The following is a 20,926-nucleotide window of genomic DNA, read 5'->3' as shown; positions in this document are numbered from 1 at the left end:
ACAGCCTAGCCACGGCCGCCGTCGGGCCGCCAGGGTGGCCCGTGCGCGCGCGGGTCGGCCGAAGCCGCTCAGGACGCGGCATCCGGATGCCCCTCACTAAACTGGGGTGCTATGTCTAAGGTCCTCCAGTCCCTGCCCGTCGGCGAGCGCGTCGGCATCGCCTTCTCGGGGGGCCTGGACACCTCCGTCGCGGTCGCGTGGATGCGCGACAAGGGCGCCGTCCCCTGCACGTACACCGGCGACCTCGGTCAGCCCGACGAGGACGACATCGCGTCGATCCCCGACCGCGCGCTGCAGTACGGCGCCGAGATCTCGCGCCTCGTCGACTGCAAGCCCGCCCTGGTCGAGGAGGGCTTCGGCGCCCTCGCGTGCGGCGCGTTCCACATCCGCTCGGGCGGTCGCACCTACTTCAACACGACCCCCATCGGCCGTGCGGTCACCGGCACCCTCCTCGTCCGCGCCATGAAGGAGGACGGCGTCGACATCTGGGGCGACGGCTCGACGTACAAGGGCAACGACATCGAGCGGTTCTACCGTTACGGCCTGCTCGCGAACCCCGCACTGCGCATCTACAAGCCGTGGCTCGACGCCGACTTCGTCACCGAGCTCGGCGGCCGCAAGGAGATGAGCGAATGGCTCATCGAGCACGGCTTCCCCTACCGGGACTCGGCCGAGAAGGCCTATTCGACGGATGCCAACATCTGGGGTGCGACGCACGAGGCGAAGACCCTCGAGCACCTGGACGTGTCGCTCGAGACCGTCGAGCCGATCATGGGCGTGCGCTTCTGGGACCCGGCGGTCGAGATCGAGACCGAGGACGTCACGGTGACGTTCGAGGCGGGCCGGCCCGTGGCGCTCAACGGCGTGGAGTTCTCCGACCCGGTCGCGCTCGTGTTCGAGGCGAACCGCATCGGCGGCCGCCACGGCCTGGGCATGAGCGACCAGATCGAGAACCGCATCATCGAGGCGAAGTCGCGCGGCATCTATGAGGCGCCGGGCATGGCGCTGCTGTTCATCGCGTACGAGCGCCTGGTCAACGGCATCCTGAACGAAGACACCCTCGCGACGTACCACGAGCAGGGCCGGCGCCTCGGCCGGCTCATGTACGAGGGGCGCTGGCTCGAGCCGCAGTCGCTCATGCTGCGCGAGTCCATCCAGAAGTGGGTGGGCTCCACGATCACCGGCTCGGTGACACTGCGCCTGCGCCGCGGCGAGGACTACACGATCCTCGACACCACCGGCCCGGGCCTGTCGTACCACCCCGAGAAGCTGTCGATGGAGCGTGTCGGCGACGCCGCGTTCGGCCCCACCGACCGCATCGGTCAGCTCACCATGCGCAACCTCGACATCGCCGACTCGCGCCTGCGGCTGGAGCACTACGCCGCGGCCGGCATCATCGGCGGCGCGACCGGCGAGCTGGTCGGCCACCTGTCGCAGGGCGAGGCCGGCGAGATCACCGAGCGCACCGAGCAGCTCAGCGCCGAGCAGGAAGAACTCGCCGAGGCGACGGATGCCGCGAACGAGGCCTCCGCCTTCGACTCCGGCACCGACTGACCCGGCGCCGGCAGACGCCACCCATTCGAGTGGTAGCGTGATGGCATGCGTACGACCATAGACAAGGCGGGACGCGTCGTCATCCCTGCGGTCGTGCGCGCGCGCCTGGGACTCGTGCCCGGCCCGGTCGACATCGTGATCGAGGGGACCGGGATCCGCATCGAGGTGCCCGCGCCCGACAACCTCGTCGAGCGAGGCGGCCGGATGATGATCGACGCAGACGGACCGGCGCTGAGCGCGGACGACATCCGGGAGCTGCGGCTTGCCGACCAGCGCTGACCTCCTGCTCGACACGAGCGCGGCGGTCGCCCTCGTCACGCCCACGGCCGAGTCGCACGAGGCGATCCTGGCGCGCACGCACGGAGCCACGCTCGGTCTCGCGGGGCACGCCGCGTTCGAGACGTACTCCGTCCTCACGCGCCTGCCGGGCGGGCTGCGCGTCAGCGCGGCCGGCGCGCAGCGGATCATCGAGACGAACTTCCCCGCGACCGTGCACCTCGAGCCCGCCGCCGCCGCGGCCGCCGTCGCCGCACTCGCGGGAGCGGGAATCGCCGGCGGGGCCGTCTACGACGGGCTCGTCGCTCTGGCCGCGGCATCCGTCGACACCGCCCTCCTGTCGTGCGACCGGCGAGCAGCGCCGACGTACGCCGCACTCGCGGTGAGATTCGAGCTGATCTGACGGAGCGAGATCTCCCGATCAGGCGGCGCTCCCGACTGATCCCCTGACGGATTCGGGCGTCGAACGACTCACGGGATACGATGCCGAAACGGTGCCTGCGACCCGAAAGCGTGGCATCCGGTATCGCAGCGCGCGGAATCGCGTTCCCCAGTCGACCAAGAAAGACCTTCAATGTCGAAGCCCCCGACCTCGCCCTACGCCATCGATGACACCCGTCGTGGCAGCTCCGTCGGACGCAAGATCGGCATCACGCTGTTCAGCATCGTCGCGGCGGTCGTGGTGCTGGCGCTGGTGGCCGTCGGCTTCCTCACCTACACGGTGCAGCGGTCGTTCCCGCAACTGAGCGGCGAGCTGGCGGTGCCGGGGCTCGACGACGACGTGACGGTGCAGCGCGATGTGCTCGGCATCCCGACGATCACCGCCGATTCGGCGCACGATCTGTTCTTCGCGCAGGGCTTCGTGCACGCGCAGGACCGGTTCTTCGAGATGGACTTCCGCCGTCACGTCACGAGCGGGCGGCTGTCGGAGCTGTTCGGCGAATCGCAGCTCGAGACCGACATGTTCCTGCGCACGCTCGGCTGGCGCGCGATCGCCGAGCAGGAGGTCGAGGCGCTCAGCGAGACCGAGCGCGCCTACTACGATGCCTACGCCGACGGCGTGAACGCGTACCTCGCCGACAACGACGGGGCCGATGCGTCCTTCGAGTACGCGGTGCTGGGCCTGCAGAACCCCGATTACGAGATCGAGCCGTGGACGCCCGCCGACTCCGTCGCATGGCTGAAGGCGATGGCCTGGGACCTCCGCAGCAACATCGAGGACGAGACCGAGCGCGGCGTCATCGCCGCGGACTTCACCCAGGCTCAGATGGACGAGCTGTACCCGGCCTACCCGTTCGACCGCAATCCGGTCATCGTGCCAAAGCTCTCGACGGTGCCGGCGGTCGGCACGGTTCCCGATCTCGACGACACCGCCGCCGACAGCGAGACGGCGCCCGAGACCGAGGCGGACGCCGCGACCTCGTCGATCGAGTGGAGCGAGGTCGAGGGCGTCGTCGCGGCGGTCAGCGAACTCGTGGGCGGCGCCGGCGAGGGAGTCGGCTCGAACTCGTGGGTCGTGTCGGGCGCGCACACCGCGTCGGGGATGCCGCTGCTGGCCAACGACCCACACCTCGGCGCGTCGCTGCCGAGCGTGTGGCACCAGATCCAGCTGAAGTGCGCGGAACGGACCGAGGCCTGCCCGTTCGATGTCGCGGGCTTCGGGTTCGCCGGAATGCCGGGCGTCATCATCGGCCACAACGACCGCGTCGCCTGGGGCTTCACGAACCTCACGACGGATGTCACCGACCTGTACCTCGAGAAGATCGAGGGCGACTCGTACTGGTACGACGGCGCACTGGAGCCGCTCGAGGAGCGCACCGAGACCCTGAAGGTCGCGGGCGGCGACGACGTCGAGCTCGTCATCCGCTCGACCGCCAATGGCCCGATCGTGTCGGGACTGACCGCCGACTTCACCGCCATCGCCGACGAGCCCGCCACGGGAGAGACCGACGAGGTCGCCACGCCGACGGATGCCCCGGCCGGCGACTATGCGGTGAGCCTGCGGTGGACGGCGCTCGAGCCGGGGACGACGGCATCCGCCATCTTCGCCCTCAACACGGCCCGCGACTTCGACGACTTCCGCGGCGCGGCGGCACTGTTCGATGTGCCGGCGCAGAACCTCATCTACGCCGACGTCGACGGCAACATCGGCTACCAGACGCCCGGCCGGCTGCCCTTGCGAGGCGCGGGCGACGGCTCGATGCCCCAGCCCGGGTGGGACCCGGCGTACGCGTGGCGGGGATTCATCCCGTTCGAGGAGCTGCCGGTGGCCTACAACCCGAAGGACGGCTACATCGTCACGGCCAACAACGCCATCGTCGGCGCCGACTACGCGCACTTCCTGACGCGCGACTGGGACTACGGCTGGCGCGCGGCCCGCATCGAGGAACTCATCCAGCGCAAGATCGCGGAGGGCCCGATCACGGCGGACGACCTGCGCAAGATCCAGGCCGACAACTCCTCGTTCATCGGCATGCGTCTGGCGGCGGCCTACCTCGACATCACGACCGGCCACGACAAGACGGATACCGCGCTCGACCTGCTGCGCGAGTGGGACGGCCAGAACGCGCCCGACTCGGAGGCCGCCGCGTATGCGAACGTGCTGTGGGACACCCTTGCCGCCAACGTGTTCGTGGACGGGCGCGAGAACCCGGCTCCGCTGACGGATCAGGGCCGTCTGTTCCTCGTCGTCGATCAGCTGCTCGACACTCCTGACTCGGAGTGGTGGGTCAACCAGGACTTGGGCGTCTCGGGCATGAACGACATGCTCAAGCGCTCGGCGATCGACGCGCGGGAGCGGCTCACGGAGCTGCAGGGTGACAACCCCGCCCGCTGGAACTGGGGAGGACTGCACGCCCTGCCCCTGGTCAGCGACACGTTCGGCTCGTCGGGCATCGAGCCGATCGAGTGGCTGTTCAACCGCGGCCCGGTCCCGGTGGGCGGCGGTTCGTCGCTCGTGAACGCGACCGGATGGTCGCTCGGCGGCGACTTCGCCACCGAGACGGTGCCGTCCATGCGAATGGTGATCGACCTCGGCGACTTCGACGAGTCGGGCTGGAACCATCTGACCGGTGCGAGCGGCCACACCTTCCACACGAACTACACCGACCAGACCGAGACCTGGCAGCGCGTCGAGCTGACGCCGTGGGCCTACACGTCCGAGGCGGTCGACGCGTCGACGACCGACACGCTCGTCCTGACACCGGGCGGCTGACCCCTTCGCGCTGGTCCGAGGCGTTTCGTCTCGCGGAGCGGCTCCTGAGCTCGTCGAAGGGCGCTCCACGACCGAGGGTCCCCGTCGTTGAGCGAGCGAGGAACGAGCGAGACGAACCGGGCCTACGGCGCGGCTTCGTCGAACTCGCGCCGGAGGTACTTCGGCGCCTGGACGCGCCACGCCTCGGTGACGAGCTCGGCGAGATGGTCGCCGTCGATGGCGGCCATGCGGAACGCGACCTTCGGCTCGCTCCACGTCGTCGTCGTGCGCAAGAACACCTCGGGCGCCATCTCGACGAGGGCGAGCGCGTCGACGCGGTCGGCGACCTTGACGGCGACGACCAGTTCCGACGCGATGATCGTGCGTATCTCTTCGGGGATGCTCGGCCAGGGGTGGCACTCCCAGGCGTAGGGCTTTCCGCGGACGAACCAGGCGGCTCCGCCGGTGGTCGCGCGCTCCTCGCTGCCGGGAAGACCCGCGGCGGTCCGGCGGACGTCGTGAAGCGTGGCCACGGCCCGAGCCTAAGCCGCACCTCCGACAGCAGCGGCGCCGTGCACGAGGTACGCGGCGCCGAGGAGCGGCGCCTGACCGTCGAGCGGCGACGGGAGCACCCGCACGGTCGCGGCGTGCGGCAGCGGAGCGTGACGACGCACGCTCTCGCGCACGAGATCGAAGTAGTCCGGTGCGACATTGACGAAGCCGCCGGCGATGACGGCGACCTCGAGGTCGAGCAGTGCCGCGGTGCTCGCGATGCCTTCGCCGACCGCCGACGCCGACCGGTGCACGGCGGCGACCGCGACCGGATCGCCCTCGGCGTAGGACGCCGCGAGGTCTTCGCCGGTGCTCCCGGCCCACCCGTGCGATCGCGCCCAGGCGACGGTCGGCGGACCCGCCGCAAGAGCCTCGAGCGTGCCGTCGAGCACGTCGTCGCCCGGCTCGCGGAGGCGGATCTGCCCGATGTGACCGGCGTTGCCCGTACCGCCCGACACGACGCGGCCGTCCAGCAGCAGTCCCCCGCCGACGCCGGTCGACACCACCATCGCGAGCGCGTTGCGCACCCCGCGGGCGGCGCCGAGCCAGTGCTCGGCCATCATGAGGCACGCGCCGTCGAGGGCCAGTCGCGCCGGCACCCCGGGCACCACGTCGTGGAGGATTCCCACGACGTCCAGCCCGGCCCCGTTCGGCAGATTGAGCGGAGACGTCGTCCCCGCGGTCGTGTCGACCGGACCCGCCGAGCCTGCGCCGGCGCCGAGGATCTCGACACCCGCGCCCGCCGCCACGGCCGCAGCCGCGGCATCCCGGATCGCCGCGGTGAGCTGCACCCGGGTCGCCTCGCGTCCGGTCGGACGACGGTGCCGGGTGCCCTCGAGCACGACCCCGGCGGCGTCGATCAGCGCGGCCTCGACCTTCGTGCCGCCGATGTCGACGGCGAGCGCAGCGTGCGGCATCGGTGGATTCCCTCAGGTCAGCGATCGCGTCACGACGCGCCGCTCGGCCGCACCCGCAGGAGTGCGTTCGACGCGGTGCACGGCGTTGCCGGCGATCTCGGTCACGAACTCGACGGGTTCGCCGTCGGCATAGACGATACCGGTGCCCTCGTCGAGGCCGAAGCCGTCCGGCAGCCGGCCCCCGGCGATCGCGTCCGCCGCGCCTACTCGACGAGCTTGCCGGCGACGGAGACTTCGCGCATGAGCGCGGCGATCTCATCGGGGATCGGCGGGATCGCCTCCCGCACGACGCCGGTCGCGGGCGACCACACGAGGTTGACCTGAAGCTGGGGATCGAGATCGGGATAGTCGCTGCGGTTGTGGCATCCGCGGGTCTCGCGGCGCTCCAGCGCGGCCTCCAGCGTGGCGCGAGCCGCGAGCGCCGACGACTTGAGATCGAACGCATGCGCCAGGTCGTGGTAGCCCGCGATGTCGGGATGCACGCCGATGTCGGCCATCCGCACCTCGATCGCGTCGAGTTCCGCCAGGCCCGCGCGCAGCCCCCGTTCCTCGCGCACGACACCGGCGTGCTCGGTCATCAGGTCGCGGATCGCGCGCTGAAGGGCACGGACGTTCTCGGTTCCGGATGCCGCGAGCAGGCCATCGATCTCGGTGCGAGCGGTCGCGACGGCCGCCGCCGAACGCGTCTGCGCCGGCAGCGCCGCCGAGTACTCGGCGGCGGCCCGGCCGACGATCCGGCCGAACACGAGCAGCTCGATGAGCGAGTTGCCGCCCAGGCGATTCGCTCCGTGGAGCCCGGACGACGCCTCGCCGATGGCGTAGAGCCCCGGCACATCGGTCGAGTGATCCGACGAGCGCACCCACACGCCGCCCATCGAGTAGTGCGCGGTGGGGGCGATCTCGATCGGCTCCTGGGTGATGTCGAGCATCTGCAGCTCAAGCATCGTCTGGTAGACCCGCGGCAGCCGGGTCATGATGACCTCGCGCGGCAGGTGCGAGACGTCGAGCCAGACCCCGCCGTTCGGCGTTCCGCGGCCCTCCTTGATCTCGGTGTAGCAGGCCAGCGCGACGCGGTCGCGCGTGGAGAGCTCGAGCCGGTCCGGATCGTATCGGTGCATGAACCGCTCGCCGAGGCCGTTGCGGAGGATGCCGCCCTCGCCGCGCGCCGCCTCCGAGATGAGCGTGCCCGCGGCGTTCTCGGGCTCGATGATTCCGCTCGGGTGGAACTGCACGAGTTCGGGGTCGCGCAGCCGCCCGCCGGCCTCGACGGCGAGACGGAACGAGTCTCCGGTGTTCTCGTCGCGCCGCGACGACGTGCGGCGCCAGATGCGGTTGTGTCCGCCGGCGGCGAGGATGACGGCATCCGCGTGAATGAGATAGCGCGTGCCGTCCTCGAGGTCGAACCCGTACGCGCCGAACACCGCGCCGTCGTCGTTCACGAGGAGGCGCGTGACGTAGACGGTGTCGAGGATCGGCACCCGCAGCTGAGCGGCGCGATTGATCAGCGTGCGCTGGATCTCGAGGCCGGTGTAGTCCCCCGCGAAAGCGGTGCGGCGGTAGGTGTGCGCACCGAAGAACCGCTGCGAGATGCGGCCGTCCTCCTCGCGGGCGAACGGCATGCCGTAGCGCTCGAGGTCGTCGATCCCCTGGGCCGCGCCCTTCGTGACGATCTCGACGGTCTCGGGGTGGGCGAGCAGGTAGCTCTCTTTGAGCGTGTCGGCAGCGTGCTGCTGCCAGCTGTCTTCGGCGTCCATCGTCGCGAGGGCGGCGTTGATGCCGCCCGCGGCGAGCGACGTGTGCGCGTCGGACCTGGGTCGCTTGCCGAGGGCCAGTACGTCGACGCCGGCCTCAGCGAGCTCGATGGCGGCGCGGAGGCCGGATCCGCCGGTGCCGATGACGAGGACCGTGGTGGACAGCTGACGCTCGGAGATGCTCACACGTCGACGCTAGGCATCCAGGTTCGATAACTCCAATGCATATTGCTGGTCGCTTCAATAGCCGTACGCTATTCACGTGAATCTCGATCAGCTGCGGGCGTTCGTCGAGGTCGCGCAGCTCGGCAACTTCACCCGTGCGGCGGCGCGCCTGCACCTGGCTCAGCCGTCGCTGAGCCGGCAGATCACGACGCTCGAGCACGACCTCGGTGCCGAGCTCTTCCACCGCGCACGCCGCGGCAGCACCCTGACCGTCGCGGGAGAGTCGCTGCTGCCCCTTGCCCGCCGCATGCTGGCGGACGCCGAGTCGGTCCGGCGCGAGCTCTCGGAGCTCGCAGGCCTGCAGCGCGGCCGCGTCCGACTGGGCGCCACGCCCACGCTCTGCGTCAGCCTCGTCGCGGAGGTGTTCGCGGCGTTCCACGCGGCGCACCCCGCGATCGAGCTGCACGTCTCGGAGCACGGCTCGAGACGTCTGCTCGACGAGCTGGCCGGTGGCGAGCTCGACCTCGCGCTCATCACGACGTCGGGTGCGGCATCCGCCGACCGGTTCACGGTGACCCCGCTGCTGGTCGAAGAGCTCGTCGTGGTCTCGGCGAGCGGCGCGCCGCCCGTCACCGACGGCGACACCATCGCGCTGGCCGATGTCGCGGCGCTGCCGCAGATCGTGTTCAGCTCGGCCTACGATCTTCGGGCGACGACGGATGCCGCGTTCCGCGCCGCCGGCGTCACTCCCGCGACGATCGTGCAAGGGGCCGAGATGGATGCCGTGCTCCGGTTCGTCGAACGCGGGCTCGGGGTGGCGATCGTGCCGGCGATGGTGTTGATCGAGCGCCCGGGACTGCGGTCGGTGCGGCTCGTCGAGCCGACGCTGACCCGGACGATCAGCGTCGCCCGGCCTGCCGACCTCGCACCGACGGCGGCGGTCGAGGTGATGCAGCGCACGATCGCCCGGACCGCCACCGAGCTGGCTGCGCGCGCCGGAGCCACGATGCGGCTCGCCTGACCGAGCTCGACGACCGTCCCGCCGCCGGGGCGCATCCGTCGATGCGCGAACCGGCGAATTCGGAGAGGGTTGTCGAAACGGGCGGTTCGAGTTCGTGGCAGGGGTGTAGACCGCGAACACGCACAGCAAGGGAGCACATCATGAGCACCACTCTCACCGTCGACTTCTTCTCGACCCTGGACGGCTATGGGATGGCAGAGGGCTGGCCCGGCTACTGGGGCAAGGAGGGGCCGGAACTCATCGAAGATCGGGTACGCACGTTCGGGCAGGAGTGCGTACTGGTCTTCGGGGCGACGACCTTCCGGGAGTTCCGCGGCTTCGTCCAGGACTACGACGAGCCGTACTACGACAGTCTCAACGAGCGGCAGAAGATCGTGTTCTCGCGCACGCTCGAGGAACCGCTCGGGTGGCGGAACTCGACGGTCCTCCGCGAGGACGCGGTGACGGCGATCGAGCGCCTGAAGCGTACCACCGACGTGCCGATGCGCTCGCACGGCAGCGTCACGCTGAACCGCGCACTGCTCGCGGCGGGCCTGGTCGACCGGCTCGAGGTCATGGTCTTCCCGGTCGTCGCCGGGCGCGCCGGAGGGTCGGCCCTGCTCCACGGCGGTGCCGAGCTCGACCTGGACCTCATCGAGTCCACGGTGCTGGACGGCCGGACGCTCAAGCTCGTGTACGCGCCGCATCTGCACGGCGAGCTTCCGCCGGGTGTCGGCCCCAAGCGCCGGGGCGAGAAGTAGGGCTTCCCGGGCGTCGCCCGCGTAGAAAGGATGAGGACATGAAGTACCTGGTCAACGTCATCGACAGCCGCAGCAGCTCCGGGACCGCGGAGGAGGCCGTCGCGATCGATGCGTTCAACGACAGGCTGCGCGCCGGCGGTCACTGGGTGTTCGCCGCCGGCCTCGCCGACCCGACGGTCTCGACCGTCGTCGACGGACGCGGCGACGCGCCCGTGATCACGGACGGTCCGTTCGTCGAGACGAAGGAGTGGGCTGCCGGCTTCTGGATCATCGACGCACCTGATCTCGATGTCGCGCTCGAGCTCATGACCGCAGGCTCGCGAGCGTGCAACCGCAGGCTCGAGGTGCGGCCGCTCCTGGAGGAATGATCGACGCGCCGGATGCCCTGACCCGGGCCCATCACGACGAGTGGCCACGGGTGGTCGCGACCCTCGCGAAGCGGTTCGGGAGCCTCGACATCGCCGAGGATGCTGCCGCGGAGGCGTTCGCGATCGCCGCCGAGCGGTGGCCCGCGGACGGCGTCCCGCCGGGCCCGGGCGCCTGGCTCACGACGACCGCCACCCGCAAGGCGATCGACCATCTCCGGCGCGAGAGCAACCGCGTGGCGAGGCACAGGGAAGCTCAGCTCGTGCACGCCGCATCACCCGAGCCGCTCGGCGCGATCGACGACGATCGGCTGCGGCTGCTGTTCATCTGCTGCCATCCCGCACTCGCGATGGAGGCGCGCGTCGCCCTGACCCTGCGCATGGTGGGCGGCTTGAGCGTGGCAGAGATCGCGCGGGCGTTCCTCGTGGCCGACACCACGATGGGAGCGCGCATCACTCGCGCCAAGGCCAAGATCGCTGCGGCGCGGATCCCCTACCGGATGCCGCAGTCCGAAGATCTGCCGCGCCGGGTGGCGGGCGTGCTCGCGGTGCTCTTCCTGATCTTCAACGAGGGCTACCTCGCGTCCGGACCCGGCTCCGCGCCCGTACGAGGGGAGCTGACCGGCGAGGCCATCCGCCTGGCGCGGCTGCTGCACGACCTGATGCCCGGTGACGGCGAGGTCACCGGCCTGCTCGCGCTGATGCTGCTCATCGACGCACGCCGGCCGGCGCGGGTCTCGTCCGCGGGTGCGCTGGTGCCGCTGGGCGAACAGGACCGGAGACGGTGGGATGCCGCGCTCGTCGCCGAAGGCCACTCCCTGGTGCGTGAGCGGCTCGCATCGGGCGTGGCGCCCGGCCGCTACCAGCTCCTCGCCGCGATCAACGCCGTGCACACCGACGGGGACGTCACGGATTGGAGGCAGGTCGTCGCGCTGTACGACCAGCTCGTGCGACTCGACGGCTCTCCGATCGTACGGCTCAACCGCGCGATCGCCGTCGGCGAGTGCGAGGGCACGGACCTCGGCCTGTCGCTCGTCGATGAGCTGGAGCCCGAGCTGCGCGGCTATCACGCGTTCCACGCCGCTCGCGCGGACCTGCTGCGGCGGCTGGGGCACGACGCGGCGGCGGTCGAGGCGTACGACGCGGCGATCGCGCTGGCGGGGAACGCCGCCGAGGTCGCCTACCTCACGCGGAGGCGCGAGCAGCTGTCGTCAGACTGAGGTCCTGCTCGCCCGCGGCTGTCGGCGGAGCATCCGGTTCGGGGTCGGCGCCGGCGGCACCGCAGGGCGACGACGCCGAGCCTGAGCCGGGCGAGCGCGGATCGCGCTGACTGGTCACCATCGTCGTGTCCGACCGCCCACGTTCGTCACGTCGCGGGCTGCCGGTCGAAGGCGAGCTTCACGGCGAAGCCGGCGAGGAAGGTCCCCGACACCCAGCGCTGGATGAGCATCGCGAGCGGGCGGCGGCGCAGGTAGCCGGCGAGGGTGCCGGCGCTCACGACCACGAAGAAGTTCACGGTGACACCGACGAGGATCTGCACGATGCCCAGCACGACGAACTGCGACCACATGGGTTTGGTCGGGTCGATGAACTGCGGCAGGACGGCCGCGTACAGCAACGCGATCTTGGGGTTGAGCAGGTTGGTCAGCAATCCCATCCCGAACAGCCGCGCCGGACGAATCGGGGCCACTTCCGCGGGGTCGAACGGGGAGCGGCCGCCAGGCCGCAGCATCTGCCACGCGAGATATCCGAGGTAGATCACGCCCGCGAACTTGACCACGAGGAAAGCGGCAGGCACGGCGGCGAACAGGGCCGCGAGACCCAGCGAAGCCGCCACCAGGTACACGACGAATCCGACAGCGGTTCCCGACAGCGCGACGAATCCCGCGCGCGTCCCCTGGCTCACCGACCGGGCCGCGAGGTGCACCATGTTCGGTCCAGGCGTGAGAGCCATCCCCAACTCCACGAGCGCGACGCCGAGGATCGCCGTCCACGCCACCGGCATCAGATGTTCTATCGGGCCCACGGTTTAACCCTAGGCTCCTCGCGTGCCACGCGACTCTCACCGGTACTGTCGGAGCGTGTCGAGGATGAGCCGGAAGACCGTTGCGTGGACGACCGCGGGTGCCTTCACGATCGCGGGGTGCATCGTCGTCATCGTCGGTCTGCTCACGCCGGTTTCCTTCGGCTGGTTCGCGTATCAGCCGCTCGCGAACGCCACGTTCACGCCGGCTGGGAGCGGGGTGTACGTCTCGAGGATCACGATCGCGGGGCTCGTCATCCTCACACTCGGGCTGCTCGCGCTGGCGTTTCTCGCCGGGGTGCGCGCGGGGGCGAACCGCCGATCTTGACTGACGGTGCTGCCCTCCGTGTGCGGACGTCGTCCGATCGCGCAAGGATGGTTCTGTGCCCTCGACCTTCACCCACGAACACCGCTTCGAGCCGCGCGAGGGCGGATCACGGATGACCGACCGCATCACCGTGGGTTCCCCGGTCTTCGGCCGGCTGGCGGAGCGTCTGATCCTCGTTCCGTACCTCCGCAGACTCATCGCCAAGCGAAACGCGTACCTCGTGGCCGCTCTCCACTCGTGAGCGTGCGGGCGGCGACAGCCGGACTGTCGGCTCACCTCGGGCGTTCGGCGCGCAGCCTCAGCTGGATCCGCGTGATGTGCTCCCCCAGTTCGCCCGAGGCGAGGAGCCCCGACCCGAGGGGGCCGGCGGAGTCCTCGCCGACGAGCGGCAGACGGCAAAGCGCCACGGCCACGGCATCGCTCATGTGCTCGACCTGCCAGTCGAACTCCGCGGTCGCGGCATCCGTGCTGCCGTCCCTCAGACGAGCGGCCCTCGCGGCATAGGCGGCGGCCCCCAGAGCATGCGCTCCCATGTGCGCCACCCCGGCGGCCTGCGCCGCAGCCCGCGAGGCCGCGACGGCGGCGGGTGACGTCGCCGCGTGCGCCGCGCGCCCTGCGACGAACCGCCGCTTGATCTCGCCTGCCGCGGTGAGCTCGCCGCGCGAAAAGGCGCGCGCGCGTTCGATGGCGTCGCGCGCCCGGTCATCATCGGGAGCCTCAGCCTCGAACAACTCCAGAACTCGCTCGGCACAGTCCGCCGCCCACGCCGCCACCAGCCGACGGTCGGACTCGCTGAGCGACTGAGGAGACGCCATCCCAGCACTCTCGCATATGCCCGGGGGTCAGTCCTTCGTCAGCTCCTGCGCGAGCATCACCAGGATGCCGCTCGGACCGCGGAGGTACGTGAGCTTGTAGACGTCCTCGTAGGTCGCCACCCCCCGCAACGGGTGACAGCCGTGCTTCGCGGCGATCGCGAGCGCCTCGTCGATGTCGTCGACCGAGAACGCGACGCGATGCATGCCGATCTCGTTGGGAAGCGTGGGCTCCGTCTCGATCGCGTCGGGGTGGATGTATTCGAACAGCTCCAGCCGACCGTGTCCGTCCGGCGTCTGGAGCACCGCGATCTTGGCGTGGTTGCCGTCAAGTCCGACTGCGGTGTCGGCCCACTCGCCGCTGACGGTGTCACGGCCGAGGACCGTCAGTCCGAGGTCCGTGAAGAACGCGATGGTCGCGTCGATATCGCGCACGGCGATGCCGACATTCTCGAGCTTGATAGGCATGCCCGCATCGTATCGAGCCGGTCGTCCGCATCTCACCAGCAGGGCCGCCAAGATCGGTCACGCCTGGCGGTTGCCGACGATGCGGCATGCTGGGTACCGATGACGGGCACACCGAGCGGGTTCGAGTACGTCGTGGCGGGAGAATCGGTCGAGATCCGACACCACGGACGCCGCGCGGCGACGCTGCGGAATGCCGCCGCGCGGAGGTTCCTGGACGACGTCGGCCGGAGCGACCCGCAGCAGCTCATGGCGCGCGTCACCGGCAACTACAAGCGAGGCAACGAGCGCTCGACCCGCCGACGGCCGTAGGCGCGGCTCCCGCGAGACCGAACGCCCGCGCGGCGTCGGGTCCGCGCGGCGTCGAACGGGGGACTTCGAGCTCCGCCCCGGCCTGCTGCCGATCCGTCAGCCGCCGGCGGCGGGCGGGGTCCGCTTCGACTCCGCGAGCTCGTCGGCGAACAGCCCGGCCTCGTCGATCGTGCCGTTGCGGTACGCCTGACGCCCGATCATGTGCGCCGACAGCGGAGCGGTCGCGAGTTGGATCAGCACGACGGGAACGAGGAACGCGACCACCTCCCACGACCGCAGCGACAGCGCGATCGCGAGGCAGATGAGGATCAGGCCCAGCACCTGCGGCTTCGTCGCGGCGTGCAGGCGCGTCGGCACGTCGCGGAACCGCAGCAGACCGATCGCCGCGGTCAGGCACAGCACGGCGCCGATCAGGATCAGGATCAGCGCAGCCAGGTCGAGCCAGTGGTCGAGGGTCATCGGTCGGCGTTGTCCCTCCGTGCGACGAACCGGGCGATCGAGATCGACCCGAACACTCCGACGGCCGCGATGATCAGCAGCACCGGCAGAGTCCGCGTGTGGTGGTTGATCGCCATCTCGGCACCGAGCACGCACATCACCTCGGTGAGGAGGACGTCGGATGCCACGGCACGGTCGAGGATCGACGGTCCGATCACGACGCGCCACAGCGTCAACAGCGCCGCCACCGCGAACACCACGTAGATGACCAGAAGCAGGACGTTCATCGTGGAGCACCCCCTTGCAACGGCGAGTCGAACGTCGAGCGCCGGATGATCTCGAGCTGCGCGCGCGACCCCACCGCGCGGACGATGCGGGCCTCCCACCCCAGGATGGCCCGGCGCTGCGCCTCGACCTCGTCGTGGGTGGACGCTCCGATGACATGCAGATACAGGATGCGGCGAGTCCGGTCGGCGTCGATCAGGAGTGAGCCGGGGATGAGCGATGCCGTCACGGCCGTGTGGGTCATGATGAGGTCGTCATCGGTGCGCAGCGGCACCGCGATGATCGAACTCCGCGGGTTCCGCCGAACATCGATCACCTGCCAGGCGACCAGGAGGGATCCGCGGACGACGGCGGCGATGAACGTGGCCACGAAGATCGCGCCGTACCAGAGGTTGACGCGGCCCGACAGTTCCACGGGGGGCAGCCGGAAGATCCGCGTCACGACGATCGCGGCGGCCAGGCCGGTGAGGAAGGCGAGCCACGTGAACTGGCCCCACAGCAGCATCCACAGCGCGATGAGCCAGACGAAGAACGGCAGCTGTCGCCACAGTCGGACGAGCAGACCCCGGACGGTCGTGCGCGGGGCGGGTGCGGCATCCGTCGTCATCGCACACCTCCCTCATCGAGGCCGGTGCTGTCTTCGTGCTGCTGCTCGAGCTGCTCGAGCGTGACCGGCTTCAGCAGCGCCTCGCCGATGCGCGTGCAGACGTCGTAGAGGGGCCCGGCGAAGATCGTCAGCGCGACGGTGATCGCCACCATGCCGGCGGTGGAGGCCGTCATGATGCGAGGGATGACGCGACGCTGCGTCTCGACACCGGCCTCCGGTGCCGAGCCGAGGTACGAGATCCGCGCCTCGGTCTCGGCCGAGTCGTCCTCCTCGCGCCAGAACGACAGGTTCCAGGCGCGCATGAGGGCGTAGAGGGTGAGCAGGCTCGTGACGATGCCGCCGACCATCAGCACGATCATGATGGGCGTGCCGACCTCTGCCGCGGCGTCGAAGAGGGCGAACTTGCCGATGAACCCCGAGAACGGCGGCAGCCCGCCGAGGTTGATGGCGGGGATGAAGTAGAGCACCGCGATCACGGGCGCGACCTTCATCAGACCCTTGACGCGCAGGATCGACGTGCTTCCGGCACGGCGCTCCACGAGGCCGACGGCGAGGAACAGCGTCGTCTGCACCACGATGTGGTGGACCATGTAGTAGATCGTCGCGCCGATCGCCGCCGGGGTGGCGATCGCGAGCCCGAAGATCATGTAGCCGATATGGCTGACGAGCGTGAACGAGAGGATCCGCTTGAGCTCGGCCTGGGCGACCGCGCCCAGCACGCCGACGATCATCGTCGCGAGCGCCACGAACATCAGCAGCATGTTGACGTCGTTGTCGAGGAACATCTCGGTCTCGGTCCGGATGATCGCGTAGACGCCGACCTTGGTCAGCAGGCCCGCGAACACCGCCGTGACCGGTGCGGGCGCGGTCGGATACGAGTCGGGCAGCCAGAACGACAGCGGGAAGACGGCGGCCTTGATGCTGAAGGCGAGCAGCAGCATGAGGTGCAGGATCAGCTGGGTCTCTTGCGGCAGCTCGCCCACGCGCTCCGAGATCTGCACCATGTTCACGGTGCCCAGCGCGCCGTAGATCATCGCGATCGCCGCGAGGAACAGGATCGACGACACGAGCGAGACCACGATGTACACGACCCCGGTGCGGATGCGCGACTCGGTCGAGCCGAGGGTGATGAGCACGTACGACGCGACCAGCAGGATCTCGAACCCCACGTAGAGGTTGAACAGATCGCCGGCGATGAAGGCGTTGAAGATGCCCGCAGCGAGGATCAGGTACGACGGGTGGAAGATCGAGACCGGCGTCTCGTCGTCTCCGTCGGCAGCGCCCTGGCCGACCGAGAAGAGCAGGACCGCGAGCAGCACGATGCTCGAGACCACCACGAGCAGCGCCGAGAGCCGGTCGACGTAGAGCACGATTCCGAACGGGATCGGCCAGCCGCCCACCGACACCGCGATCGGGCGGTCGCCGACATCCACGACGAACAGCAGCACGGCCGCGATCGCGCAGACGACGGTGAGCGTCACGACCGACACCGCGACCTGCGTCTTGCGGTGCCGGCCCGCGATGAGGGCGATCGCCGCGCCGAGGAGCGGCAGCGTCACCAGCAGCGGCACCAGCGCGGGAGCGAACGCGATCATGCGTCGTCCCCCGATCCGTTCGAGCCGCGGTCGCGCCGCGGGCGGTCGACCGGTGCGTCATCGCGCAGGCCCGGGACGTCGCGGCTGCCGAGCACCGTGATGGGGGCGGTGTCGGTGCCCACGAAGTCCGTCGTGGCGTCGTCGTCCTCGTGCTCGATCTCGGTCTCGTCGTCCATGGTCTCTTCGACGTCGGCGGTCCCCTCGCGGACGGCGCGGTCGGCCTCGTCGTCGATGAAGGTGTCGGCCTGGCCCAGCTGCCAGGAGCGATAGATGAGGGCGAGGAGGAACGCCGAGACCGCGAAGGTGATGACGATCGCCGTCAGCGTGAGGGCCTGCGGAAGCGGGTCCGACATGTCGCCGGGCGATTCCGCGGCGCCGAAGAACGGCGCGACTCCGGGCGCGCCCATCACGATGAGCAGCAGCAGGTTCGTCGCGTTGCCGAGCAGCAGGAACCCGATGAGCACGCGCGTCAGGCTGCGCTCGAGCATGGCGTACACGCCGCACGCGAAGAGCACGGCCATCACGATGATGAGGACGAACGACACGTTCACGAGACGCCCACCTCTCCGGTGCGACCCTCGCGGGCTTCGTGGGCCTGGCGGTCGACCTCGGCGCCGAGGCTGCGCAGCACGTCGAGCACGAGCCCGATGACCACGAGGTAGACGCCGACGTCGAAGAGCGTGGAGGTGACGAACTCGACGTGCCCGAGGATCGGGAGGTCCGCCGTGAACCAGGTGCTGGTCAGCGGTGGGGCGCCGAAGAACAGCGGCACGATGGCGCAGGCGACGGCGATCGACATGCCGGCGCCGAGGAGCCGGCCGGCGTCGGTCGGCGCGGCCGCCCCGAGCTCGTACCTGCCGCCCGCGACGTACCGCATCACGAGCGCCATGCCCGCGACCAGCCCGCCCGCGAACCCGCCGCCCGGGAGGTTGTGGCCCGCGAACAGGAGGTACAGCGACACGATGATGATCGTGTGGAAGAGGATCCGCACGATCACCTCGAGCACGATCGAGCGGTTCTCGGGTCGTACGCGCTGACCGCCGACGAGCCACGCCATGCGGCCGGAGCCCCGCGCGTCGCCGCGCTGCTGGAGCCCGTCCGACGTCTCGACGAGGGGCCGGCGCGCGCGCGTGGCGCCCGACGGCAGCGGCGCGATGAATCGCGACAATGTGTCGGCGCGGTGAGTGACGAAGACGAGGGATGCCACGCCCGTCGCCGCGAGGATGAGCACCGCCAGCTCGCCCATCGTGTCCCAGCCACGCAGGTCGACGAGGGCGACGTTCACGACGTTCTTGCCGTGGCCGAGTTCGTAGGCGAGGTCGGGGAACGCCTCCGAGATGGGGTCCTCGACACGCGCGCCGGTGGCGACGATCGCGACGAGCGCCATCGTGATGCCCACGGCTGCTCCCAGCACCGCACGGGCCACCGGCCACACCGACGCGTTGTGCTCGCCCATGCGCGCCGGGATCCGGCGGAGCACGAGTGCGAACGCCACGAGGGTCACCGTCTCGACGAGGATCTGCGTCAGCGCGAGGTCGGGTGCGCCGCTCGTCGCGAACAGCAGCGCCATGCCGAGGCCGGTGACCGAGACCAGCACGACCCCGGTGTAGCGCTTGCGGGCGCGGATGGCCACGAGCCCGGCTGCGATCATGATCGGCGCGACGACGAGCTGCATCGGCGTCTGGAACGCGTCGAGCTGCGCCCTCAGCTCGTCGCTCGCGATGAGCGCGGTCGCCTCGGCGGCGACGAAGACGACGAAGATCGTGCCGACGTACACCGGCAGCGAGCCCCGCTGGGTGAAGCCCGTCGTCACCACCGACAGGCGGGCCACACCCCGCAGCACGCCGTTGTAGGCGTCGGCGGCGGTGAACGGCAGCAGGCGCTTCGCGGGCCGCCACCGCGTGGTCGCCCAGAACACCAGGGCCCCGACCGCGAGCGTCGTCAGCGAGATCCAGAACGCGGGCTCGAGTCCGTGCCACAGCGCCAGATGCGCGGCGTGCTCGGGCGGTGCCACTCCCGGGCTCGCGGCCGGCGCCTGGTCGGCGTACGGCGCGAACGCCGTGTCGAGCCACGGCGCGAAGAGGCCGGCGACGAGCGTGAGCCCCGAGAGCACGACGGGTGCCGCGAGGAATCCCAGCGGCGGGTGGGGCCATTCGGTCGGCGGCACGATGTCGCCGGCGGGGTCGCGCTTGGTCCAGAACGCACCCCACAGGAAGCGGATGCCGTAGGCCGCTGTCAGCACCGAGCCCAGGGTGATCCCGGTCAGGGCGACGATGCCCCACGCCTCTCCGCCGAGCGCCTCGTGCAGCAGCGCCGCGAGCACGCCCTCCTTCGCGACGAACCCGATGGTCGGGATGATCCCCGCCATCGAGGCGATCGCGACGATCGAGAACGTCGCGAGCACGGGCGCCTGGCGGCCGACTCCCGAGAGCTCGGTGAGATCTCGCGTCGACAGCTGGCGGTCGATGACGCCGACGACGAGGAACAGCGCCGACTTGAACAGCGCATGACTCAGCAGCAGCGCGAGGCCGGCGAGCGCGGCATCCCGCGTGCCGTATCCGAGCACGACGGCCAGCATGCCCAGCTGGCTCACCGTGCCGAAGGCGAGCACGCGTTTGAGGTCGGTCTCGCGCAGCGCCTGGAAGCCGCCGAGGAGCATCGTGAACACTCCCAGCGAGATAACGATCGGCCGCCACGTCGGGGCCAGGGCGAACACCGGCGCCAGGCGCGCGATCAGATAGATGCCGGCCTTCACCATGGCCGCCGCGTGAAGATACGCGCTGACCGGCGTGGGCGCGGCCATGGCACCGGGAAGCCAGAAGTGGAACGGGAAGATCGCCGACTTGCTCAGCGCACCCACCAGGATCAGCACGAGCGCGGCATCGACGACCGGTCCTGTCGGCGCCTCGGCGAGGATCGTCGAGATGCTCGAAGTCCCGGCATCCACCACCAGCAGCACGACCCCGATCAGCATCACGAGGCCGCCGAGCGTCGTCACCAGCAGCGCCTGCAGTGCGGCGCGGCGACTCGACGCGCGGCTGTTGTAGTACCCGATGAGGAGGTACGACAGCACGCTCGTGACCTCCCAGAACATCACGAGCACGACGAGGTCGTCGGTGAGGACCAGACCGTACATCGCACCGGCGAACGCGAGCAGCACCGCCGCGAACTGCCCGAGGTTCTCCCTCTTCCCGCGGAAGTACCACCGGCAGTAGATCATCACGAGCGCCCCGACGCCGGTGACGATGAGCGTCATCAGCCACGACAGGGTGTCCATGCGCATCGACAGGTCGATGCCCAGCGGCGGGATCCACGCGTACGACTCGAACGGCACCTCGCCCGCGAGGATGCGGGGCGTCTGCAGCGCCGCCTGCACGAACCCGGCGATCGGCAGCAGGGCCGCGACATAGAACGCGAGGGGGCCGATGCGTGCCACGAGCCACGGCAGCAGGAGCGGGAGGACCGCGAACGCGCCGAGCACGAGGAGCATCCAGGCCTCCTCGGGGTCGTCGGCCGGTGCGTCACTG

Annotated in this window: 23 protein-coding genes; 11 read left to right on the top strand and 12 right to left on the bottom strand. The window is 70.3% G+C overall.

Features of this window, described 5'->3' with window-relative positions:
* The first annotated feature begins 111 nt into the window (after positions 1-111).
* The 4 genes from argG (at position 112) to IM778_RS00315 (ending at position 5,044) form a co-directional block, all read left to right on the top strand.
* Positions 112-1,554, top strand: coding sequence for an argininosuccinate synthase (argG, locus tag IM778_RS00330; RefSeq protein ID WP_194410133.1), 1,443 nt, complete (start codon positions 112-114; stop codon positions 1,552-1,554).
* A 45-nt stretch (positions 1,555-1,599) separates the two neighbouring features.
* On the top strand, positions 1,600-1,833 hold the full coding sequence (locus IM778_RS00325) for an AbrB/MazE/SpoVT family DNA-binding domain-containing protein (RefSeq protein ID WP_228484657.1): 234 nt from the start codon (positions 1,600-1,602) through the stop codon (positions 1,831-1,833).
* On the top strand, positions 1,817-2,233 hold the full coding sequence (locus IM778_RS00320; protein WP_194410132.1) for a PIN domain-containing protein: 417 nt from the start codon (positions 1,817-1,819) through the stop codon (positions 2,231-2,233). Before IM778_RS00325 ends, IM778_RS00320 begins: the two co-directional genes overlap by 17 nt.
* A gap of 171 nt (positions 2,234-2,404) precedes the next feature.
* Positions 2,405-5,044 (top strand): penicillin acylase family protein, encoded by a 2,640-nt coding sequence (locus tag IM778_RS00315; RefSeq protein ID WP_194410131.1) that lies wholly within the window; start codon positions 2,405-2,407, stop codon positions 5,042-5,044.
* Between the two features lie 122 nt (positions 5,045-5,166).
* Here the strand turns inward: IM778_RS00315 and IM778_RS00310 are convergent, their stop codons facing one another.
* From IM778_RS00310 to IM778_RS00300, 3 genes are all read right to left on the bottom strand, one after another.
* A complete protein-coding gene (locus IM778_RS00310) occupies positions 5,167-5,556 on the bottom strand; it encodes an MmcQ/YjbR family DNA-binding protein (protein WP_194410130.1) in 390 nt (129 codons plus the stop codon).
* A gap of 9 nt (positions 5,557-5,565) precedes the next feature.
* Positions 5,566-6,492 (bottom strand): ROK family protein, encoded by a 927-nt coding sequence (locus tag IM778_RS00305; protein WP_194410129.1) that lies wholly within the window; start codon positions 6,490-6,492, stop codon positions 5,566-5,568.
* A 203-nt stretch (positions 6,493-6,695) separates the two neighbouring features.
* Complete coding sequence (locus IM778_RS00300) at positions 6,696-8,429, bottom strand: L-aspartate oxidase (RefSeq protein ID WP_194410128.1); 1,734 nt, start codon at positions 8,427-8,429, stop codon at positions 6,696-6,698.
* A 76-nt stretch (positions 8,430-8,505) separates the two neighbouring features.
* On the opposite strand from IM778_RS00300, the gene IM778_RS00295 reads away from it, so the two are divergent.
* From IM778_RS00295 to IM778_RS00280, 4 genes are all read left to right on the top strand, one after another.
* A complete protein-coding gene (locus IM778_RS00295) occupies positions 8,506-9,429 on the top strand; it encodes a LysR family transcriptional regulator (RefSeq protein WP_194410127.1) in 924 nt (307 codons plus the stop codon).
* Between the two features lie 140 nt (positions 9,430-9,569).
* On the top strand, positions 9,570-10,169 hold the full coding sequence (locus IM778_RS00290; RefSeq protein WP_194410126.1) for a dihydrofolate reductase family protein: 600 nt from the start codon (positions 9,570-9,572) through the stop codon (positions 10,167-10,169).
* Positions 10,170-10,207: 38 nt separating this feature from the next.
* A complete protein-coding gene (locus IM778_RS00285; protein WP_194410125.1) occupies positions 10,208-10,537 on the top strand; it encodes a YciI family protein in 330 nt (109 codons plus the stop codon).
* Entirely contained in the window at positions 10,534-11,754 is a 1,221-nt protein-coding gene (locus IM778_RS00280; protein ID WP_194410124.1) for an RNA polymerase sigma factor, read from the top strand. The genes IM778_RS00285 and IM778_RS00280 overlap by 4 nt, the downstream gene beginning before the upstream one ends.
* Positions 11,755-11,900: 146 nt before the next feature.
* On the opposite strand, the gene IM778_RS00275 is transcribed toward IM778_RS00280, so the two are convergent.
* Positions 11,901-12,539: a LysE family translocator gene (locus tag IM778_RS00275; RefSeq protein WP_194410123.1), complete on the bottom strand. Its 639-nt coding sequence runs from the start codon at positions 12,537-12,539 to the stop codon at positions 11,901-11,903.
* Between the two features lie 85 nt (positions 12,540-12,624).
* Here IM778_RS00275 and IM778_RS00270 point away from each other — a divergent pair, with 85 nt between their 5' ends.
* Complete coding sequence (locus IM778_RS00270; protein WP_194410122.1) at positions 12,625-12,885, top strand: hypothetical protein; 261 nt, start codon at positions 12,625-12,627, stop codon at positions 12,883-12,885.
* A gap of 55 nt (positions 12,886-12,940) precedes the next feature.
* Positions 12,941-13,126 carry an SRPBCC family protein gene (locus tag IM778_RS00265; protein WP_228484656.1) on the top strand — a complete coding sequence of 62 codons (186 nt, stop codon included), beginning with the start codon at positions 12,941-12,943 and terminating at the stop codon, positions 13,124-13,126.
* 31 nt (positions 13,127-13,157) lie between these two features.
* On the opposite strand, the gene IM778_RS00260 is transcribed toward IM778_RS00265, so the two are convergent.
* Positions 13,158-13,700, bottom strand: coding sequence for a putative immunity protein (locus tag IM778_RS00260; protein ID WP_194410121.1), 543 nt, complete (start codon positions 13,698-13,700; stop codon positions 13,158-13,160).
* Positions 13,701-13,727: 27 nt separating this feature from the next.
* Positions 13,728-14,165, bottom strand: a complete 438-nt coding sequence (locus IM778_RS00255) for a VOC family protein (protein WP_194410120.1) — start codon at positions 14,163-14,165, stop codon at positions 13,728-13,730.
* Between the two features lie 99 nt (positions 14,166-14,264).
* Between IM778_RS00255 and IM778_RS00250 the strand changes: the two genes are divergently transcribed.
* A complete protein-coding gene (locus tag IM778_RS00250; protein WP_194410119.1) occupies positions 14,265-14,474 on the top strand; it encodes a hypothetical protein in 210 nt (69 codons plus the stop codon).
* A gap of 96 nt (positions 14,475-14,570) precedes the next feature.
* Here IM778_RS00250 and mnhG read toward each other — a convergent pair whose 3' ends face one another.
* The 6 genes from mnhG to IM778_RS00220 are packed head-to-tail and all read right to left on the bottom strand — an operon-like array spanning position 14,571 to position 20,889.
* Complete coding sequence (gene mnhG, locus IM778_RS00245) at positions 14,571-14,933, bottom strand: monovalent cation/H(+) antiporter subunit G (protein ID WP_194410118.1); 363 nt, start codon at positions 14,931-14,933, stop codon at positions 14,571-14,573.
* Positions 14,930-15,199, bottom strand: coding sequence for an MrpF/PhaF family protein (locus IM778_RS00240; RefSeq protein WP_194410117.1), 270 nt, complete (start codon positions 15,197-15,199; stop codon positions 14,930-14,932). The genes mnhG and IM778_RS00240 overlap by 4 nt, the downstream gene beginning before the upstream one ends.
* Positions 15,196-15,804: a Na+/H+ antiporter subunit E gene (locus IM778_RS00235; RefSeq protein ID WP_194410116.1), complete on the bottom strand. Its 609-nt coding sequence runs from the start codon at positions 15,802-15,804 to the stop codon at positions 15,196-15,198. The genes IM778_RS00240 and IM778_RS00235 overlap by 4 nt, the downstream gene beginning before the upstream one ends.
* Complete coding sequence (locus tag IM778_RS00230; protein ID WP_194410115.1) at positions 15,801-17,399, bottom strand: Na+/H+ antiporter subunit D; 1,599 nt, start codon at positions 17,397-17,399, stop codon at positions 15,801-15,803. Before IM778_RS00230 ends, IM778_RS00235 begins: the two co-directional genes overlap by 4 nt.
* Positions 17,396-17,950 carry a Na(+)/H(+) antiporter subunit C gene (locus IM778_RS00225; RefSeq protein WP_194410114.1) on the bottom strand — a complete coding sequence of 185 codons (555 nt, stop codon included), beginning with the start codon at positions 17,948-17,950 and terminating at the stop codon, positions 17,396-17,398. Before IM778_RS00225 ends, IM778_RS00230 begins: the two co-directional genes overlap by 4 nt.
* The gene (locus IM778_RS00220) at positions 17,947-20,889 is read right to left on the bottom strand and encodes a Na+/H+ antiporter subunit A (protein ID WP_194410113.1); all 2,943 of its coding nucleotides are present in this window, start codon (positions 20,887-20,889) and stop codon (positions 17,947-17,949) included. Before IM778_RS00220 ends, IM778_RS00225 begins: the two co-directional genes overlap by 4 nt.
* Positions 20,890-20,926 lie beyond the last annotated feature (37 nt).

Origin of the sequence: Microbacterium cremeum (genome assembly GCF_015277855.1) — a bacterium.
Taxonomy (GTDB): Bacteria; Actinomycetota; Actinomycetes; order Actinomycetales; family Microbacteriaceae; genus Microbacterium; species Microbacterium cremeum.
This window is presented reverse-complemented; position numbering and strand designations above follow the sequence as displayed.

What these genes read in the sequence shown, in the direction of transcription:
- argG (WP_194410133.1), top strand. Translation starts at nt 112, where the DNA reads ATGTCTAAGGTCCTCCAGTCCCTGCCCGTCGGCGAGCGCGTCGGCATC.
- IM778_RS00325 (WP_228484657.1), top strand. Translation starts at nt 1,600, where the DNA reads ATGCGTACGACCATAGACAAGGCGGGACGCGTCGTCATCCCTGCGGTC.
- IM778_RS00315 (WP_194410131.1), top strand. Translation starts at nt 2,405, where the DNA reads ATGTCGAAGCCCCCGACCTCGCCCTACGCCATCGATGACACCCGTCGT.
- IM778_RS00305 (WP_194410129.1), bottom strand. Translation starts at nt 6,492, where the DNA reads ATGCCGCACGCTGCGCTCGCCGTCGACATCGGCGGCACGAAGGTCGAG.
- IM778_RS00290 (WP_194410126.1), top strand. Translation starts at nt 9,570, where the DNA reads ATGAGCACCACTCTCACCGTCGACTTCTTCTCGACCCTGGACGGCTAT.
- IM778_RS00285 (WP_194410125.1), top strand. Translation starts at nt 10,208, where the DNA reads ATGAAGTACCTGGTCAACGTCATCGACAGCCGCAGCAGCTCCGGGACC.
- IM778_RS00280 (WP_194410124.1), top strand. Translation starts at nt 10,534, where the DNA reads ATGATCGACGCGCCGGATGCCCTGACCCGGGCCCATCACGACGAGTGG.
- IM778_RS00275 (WP_194410123.1), bottom strand. Translation starts at nt 12,539, where the DNA reads ATGCCGGTGGCGTGGACGGCGATCCTCGGCGTCGCGCTCGTGGAGTTG.
- IM778_RS00270 (WP_194410122.1), top strand. Translation starts at nt 12,625, where the DNA reads ATGAGCCGGAAGACCGTTGCGTGGACGACCGCGGGTGCCTTCACGATC.
- IM778_RS00260 (WP_194410121.1), bottom strand. Translation starts at nt 13,700, where the DNA reads ATGGCGTCTCCTCAGTCGCTCAGCGAGTCCGACCGTCGGCTGGTGGCG.
- IM778_RS00255 (WP_194410120.1), bottom strand. Translation starts at nt 14,165, where the DNA reads ATGCCTATCAAGCTCGAGAATGTCGGCATCGCCGTGCGCGATATCGAC.
- IM778_RS00250 (WP_194410119.1), top strand. Translation starts at nt 14,265, where the DNA reads ATGACGGGCACACCGAGCGGGTTCGAGTACGTCGTGGCGGGAGAATCG.
- mnhG (WP_194410118.1), bottom strand. Translation starts at nt 14,933, where the DNA reads ATGACCCTCGACCACTGGCTCGACCTGGCTGCGCTGATCCTGATCCTG.
- IM778_RS00240 (WP_194410117.1), bottom strand. Translation starts at nt 15,199, where the DNA reads ATGAACGTCCTGCTTCTGGTCATCTACGTGGTGTTCGCGGTGGCGGCG.
- IM778_RS00235 (WP_194410116.1), bottom strand. Translation starts at nt 15,804, where the DNA reads ATGACGACGGATGCCGCACCCGCCCCGCGCACGACCGTCCGGGGTCTG.
- IM778_RS00230 (WP_194410115.1), bottom strand. Translation starts at nt 17,399, where the DNA reads ATGATCGCGTTCGCTCCCGCGCTGGTGCCGCTGCTGGTGACGCTGCCG.
- IM778_RS00220 (WP_194410113.1), bottom strand. Translation starts at nt 20,889, where the DNA reads ATGCTCCTCGTGCTCGGCGCGTTCGCGGTCCTCCCGCTCCTGCTGCCG.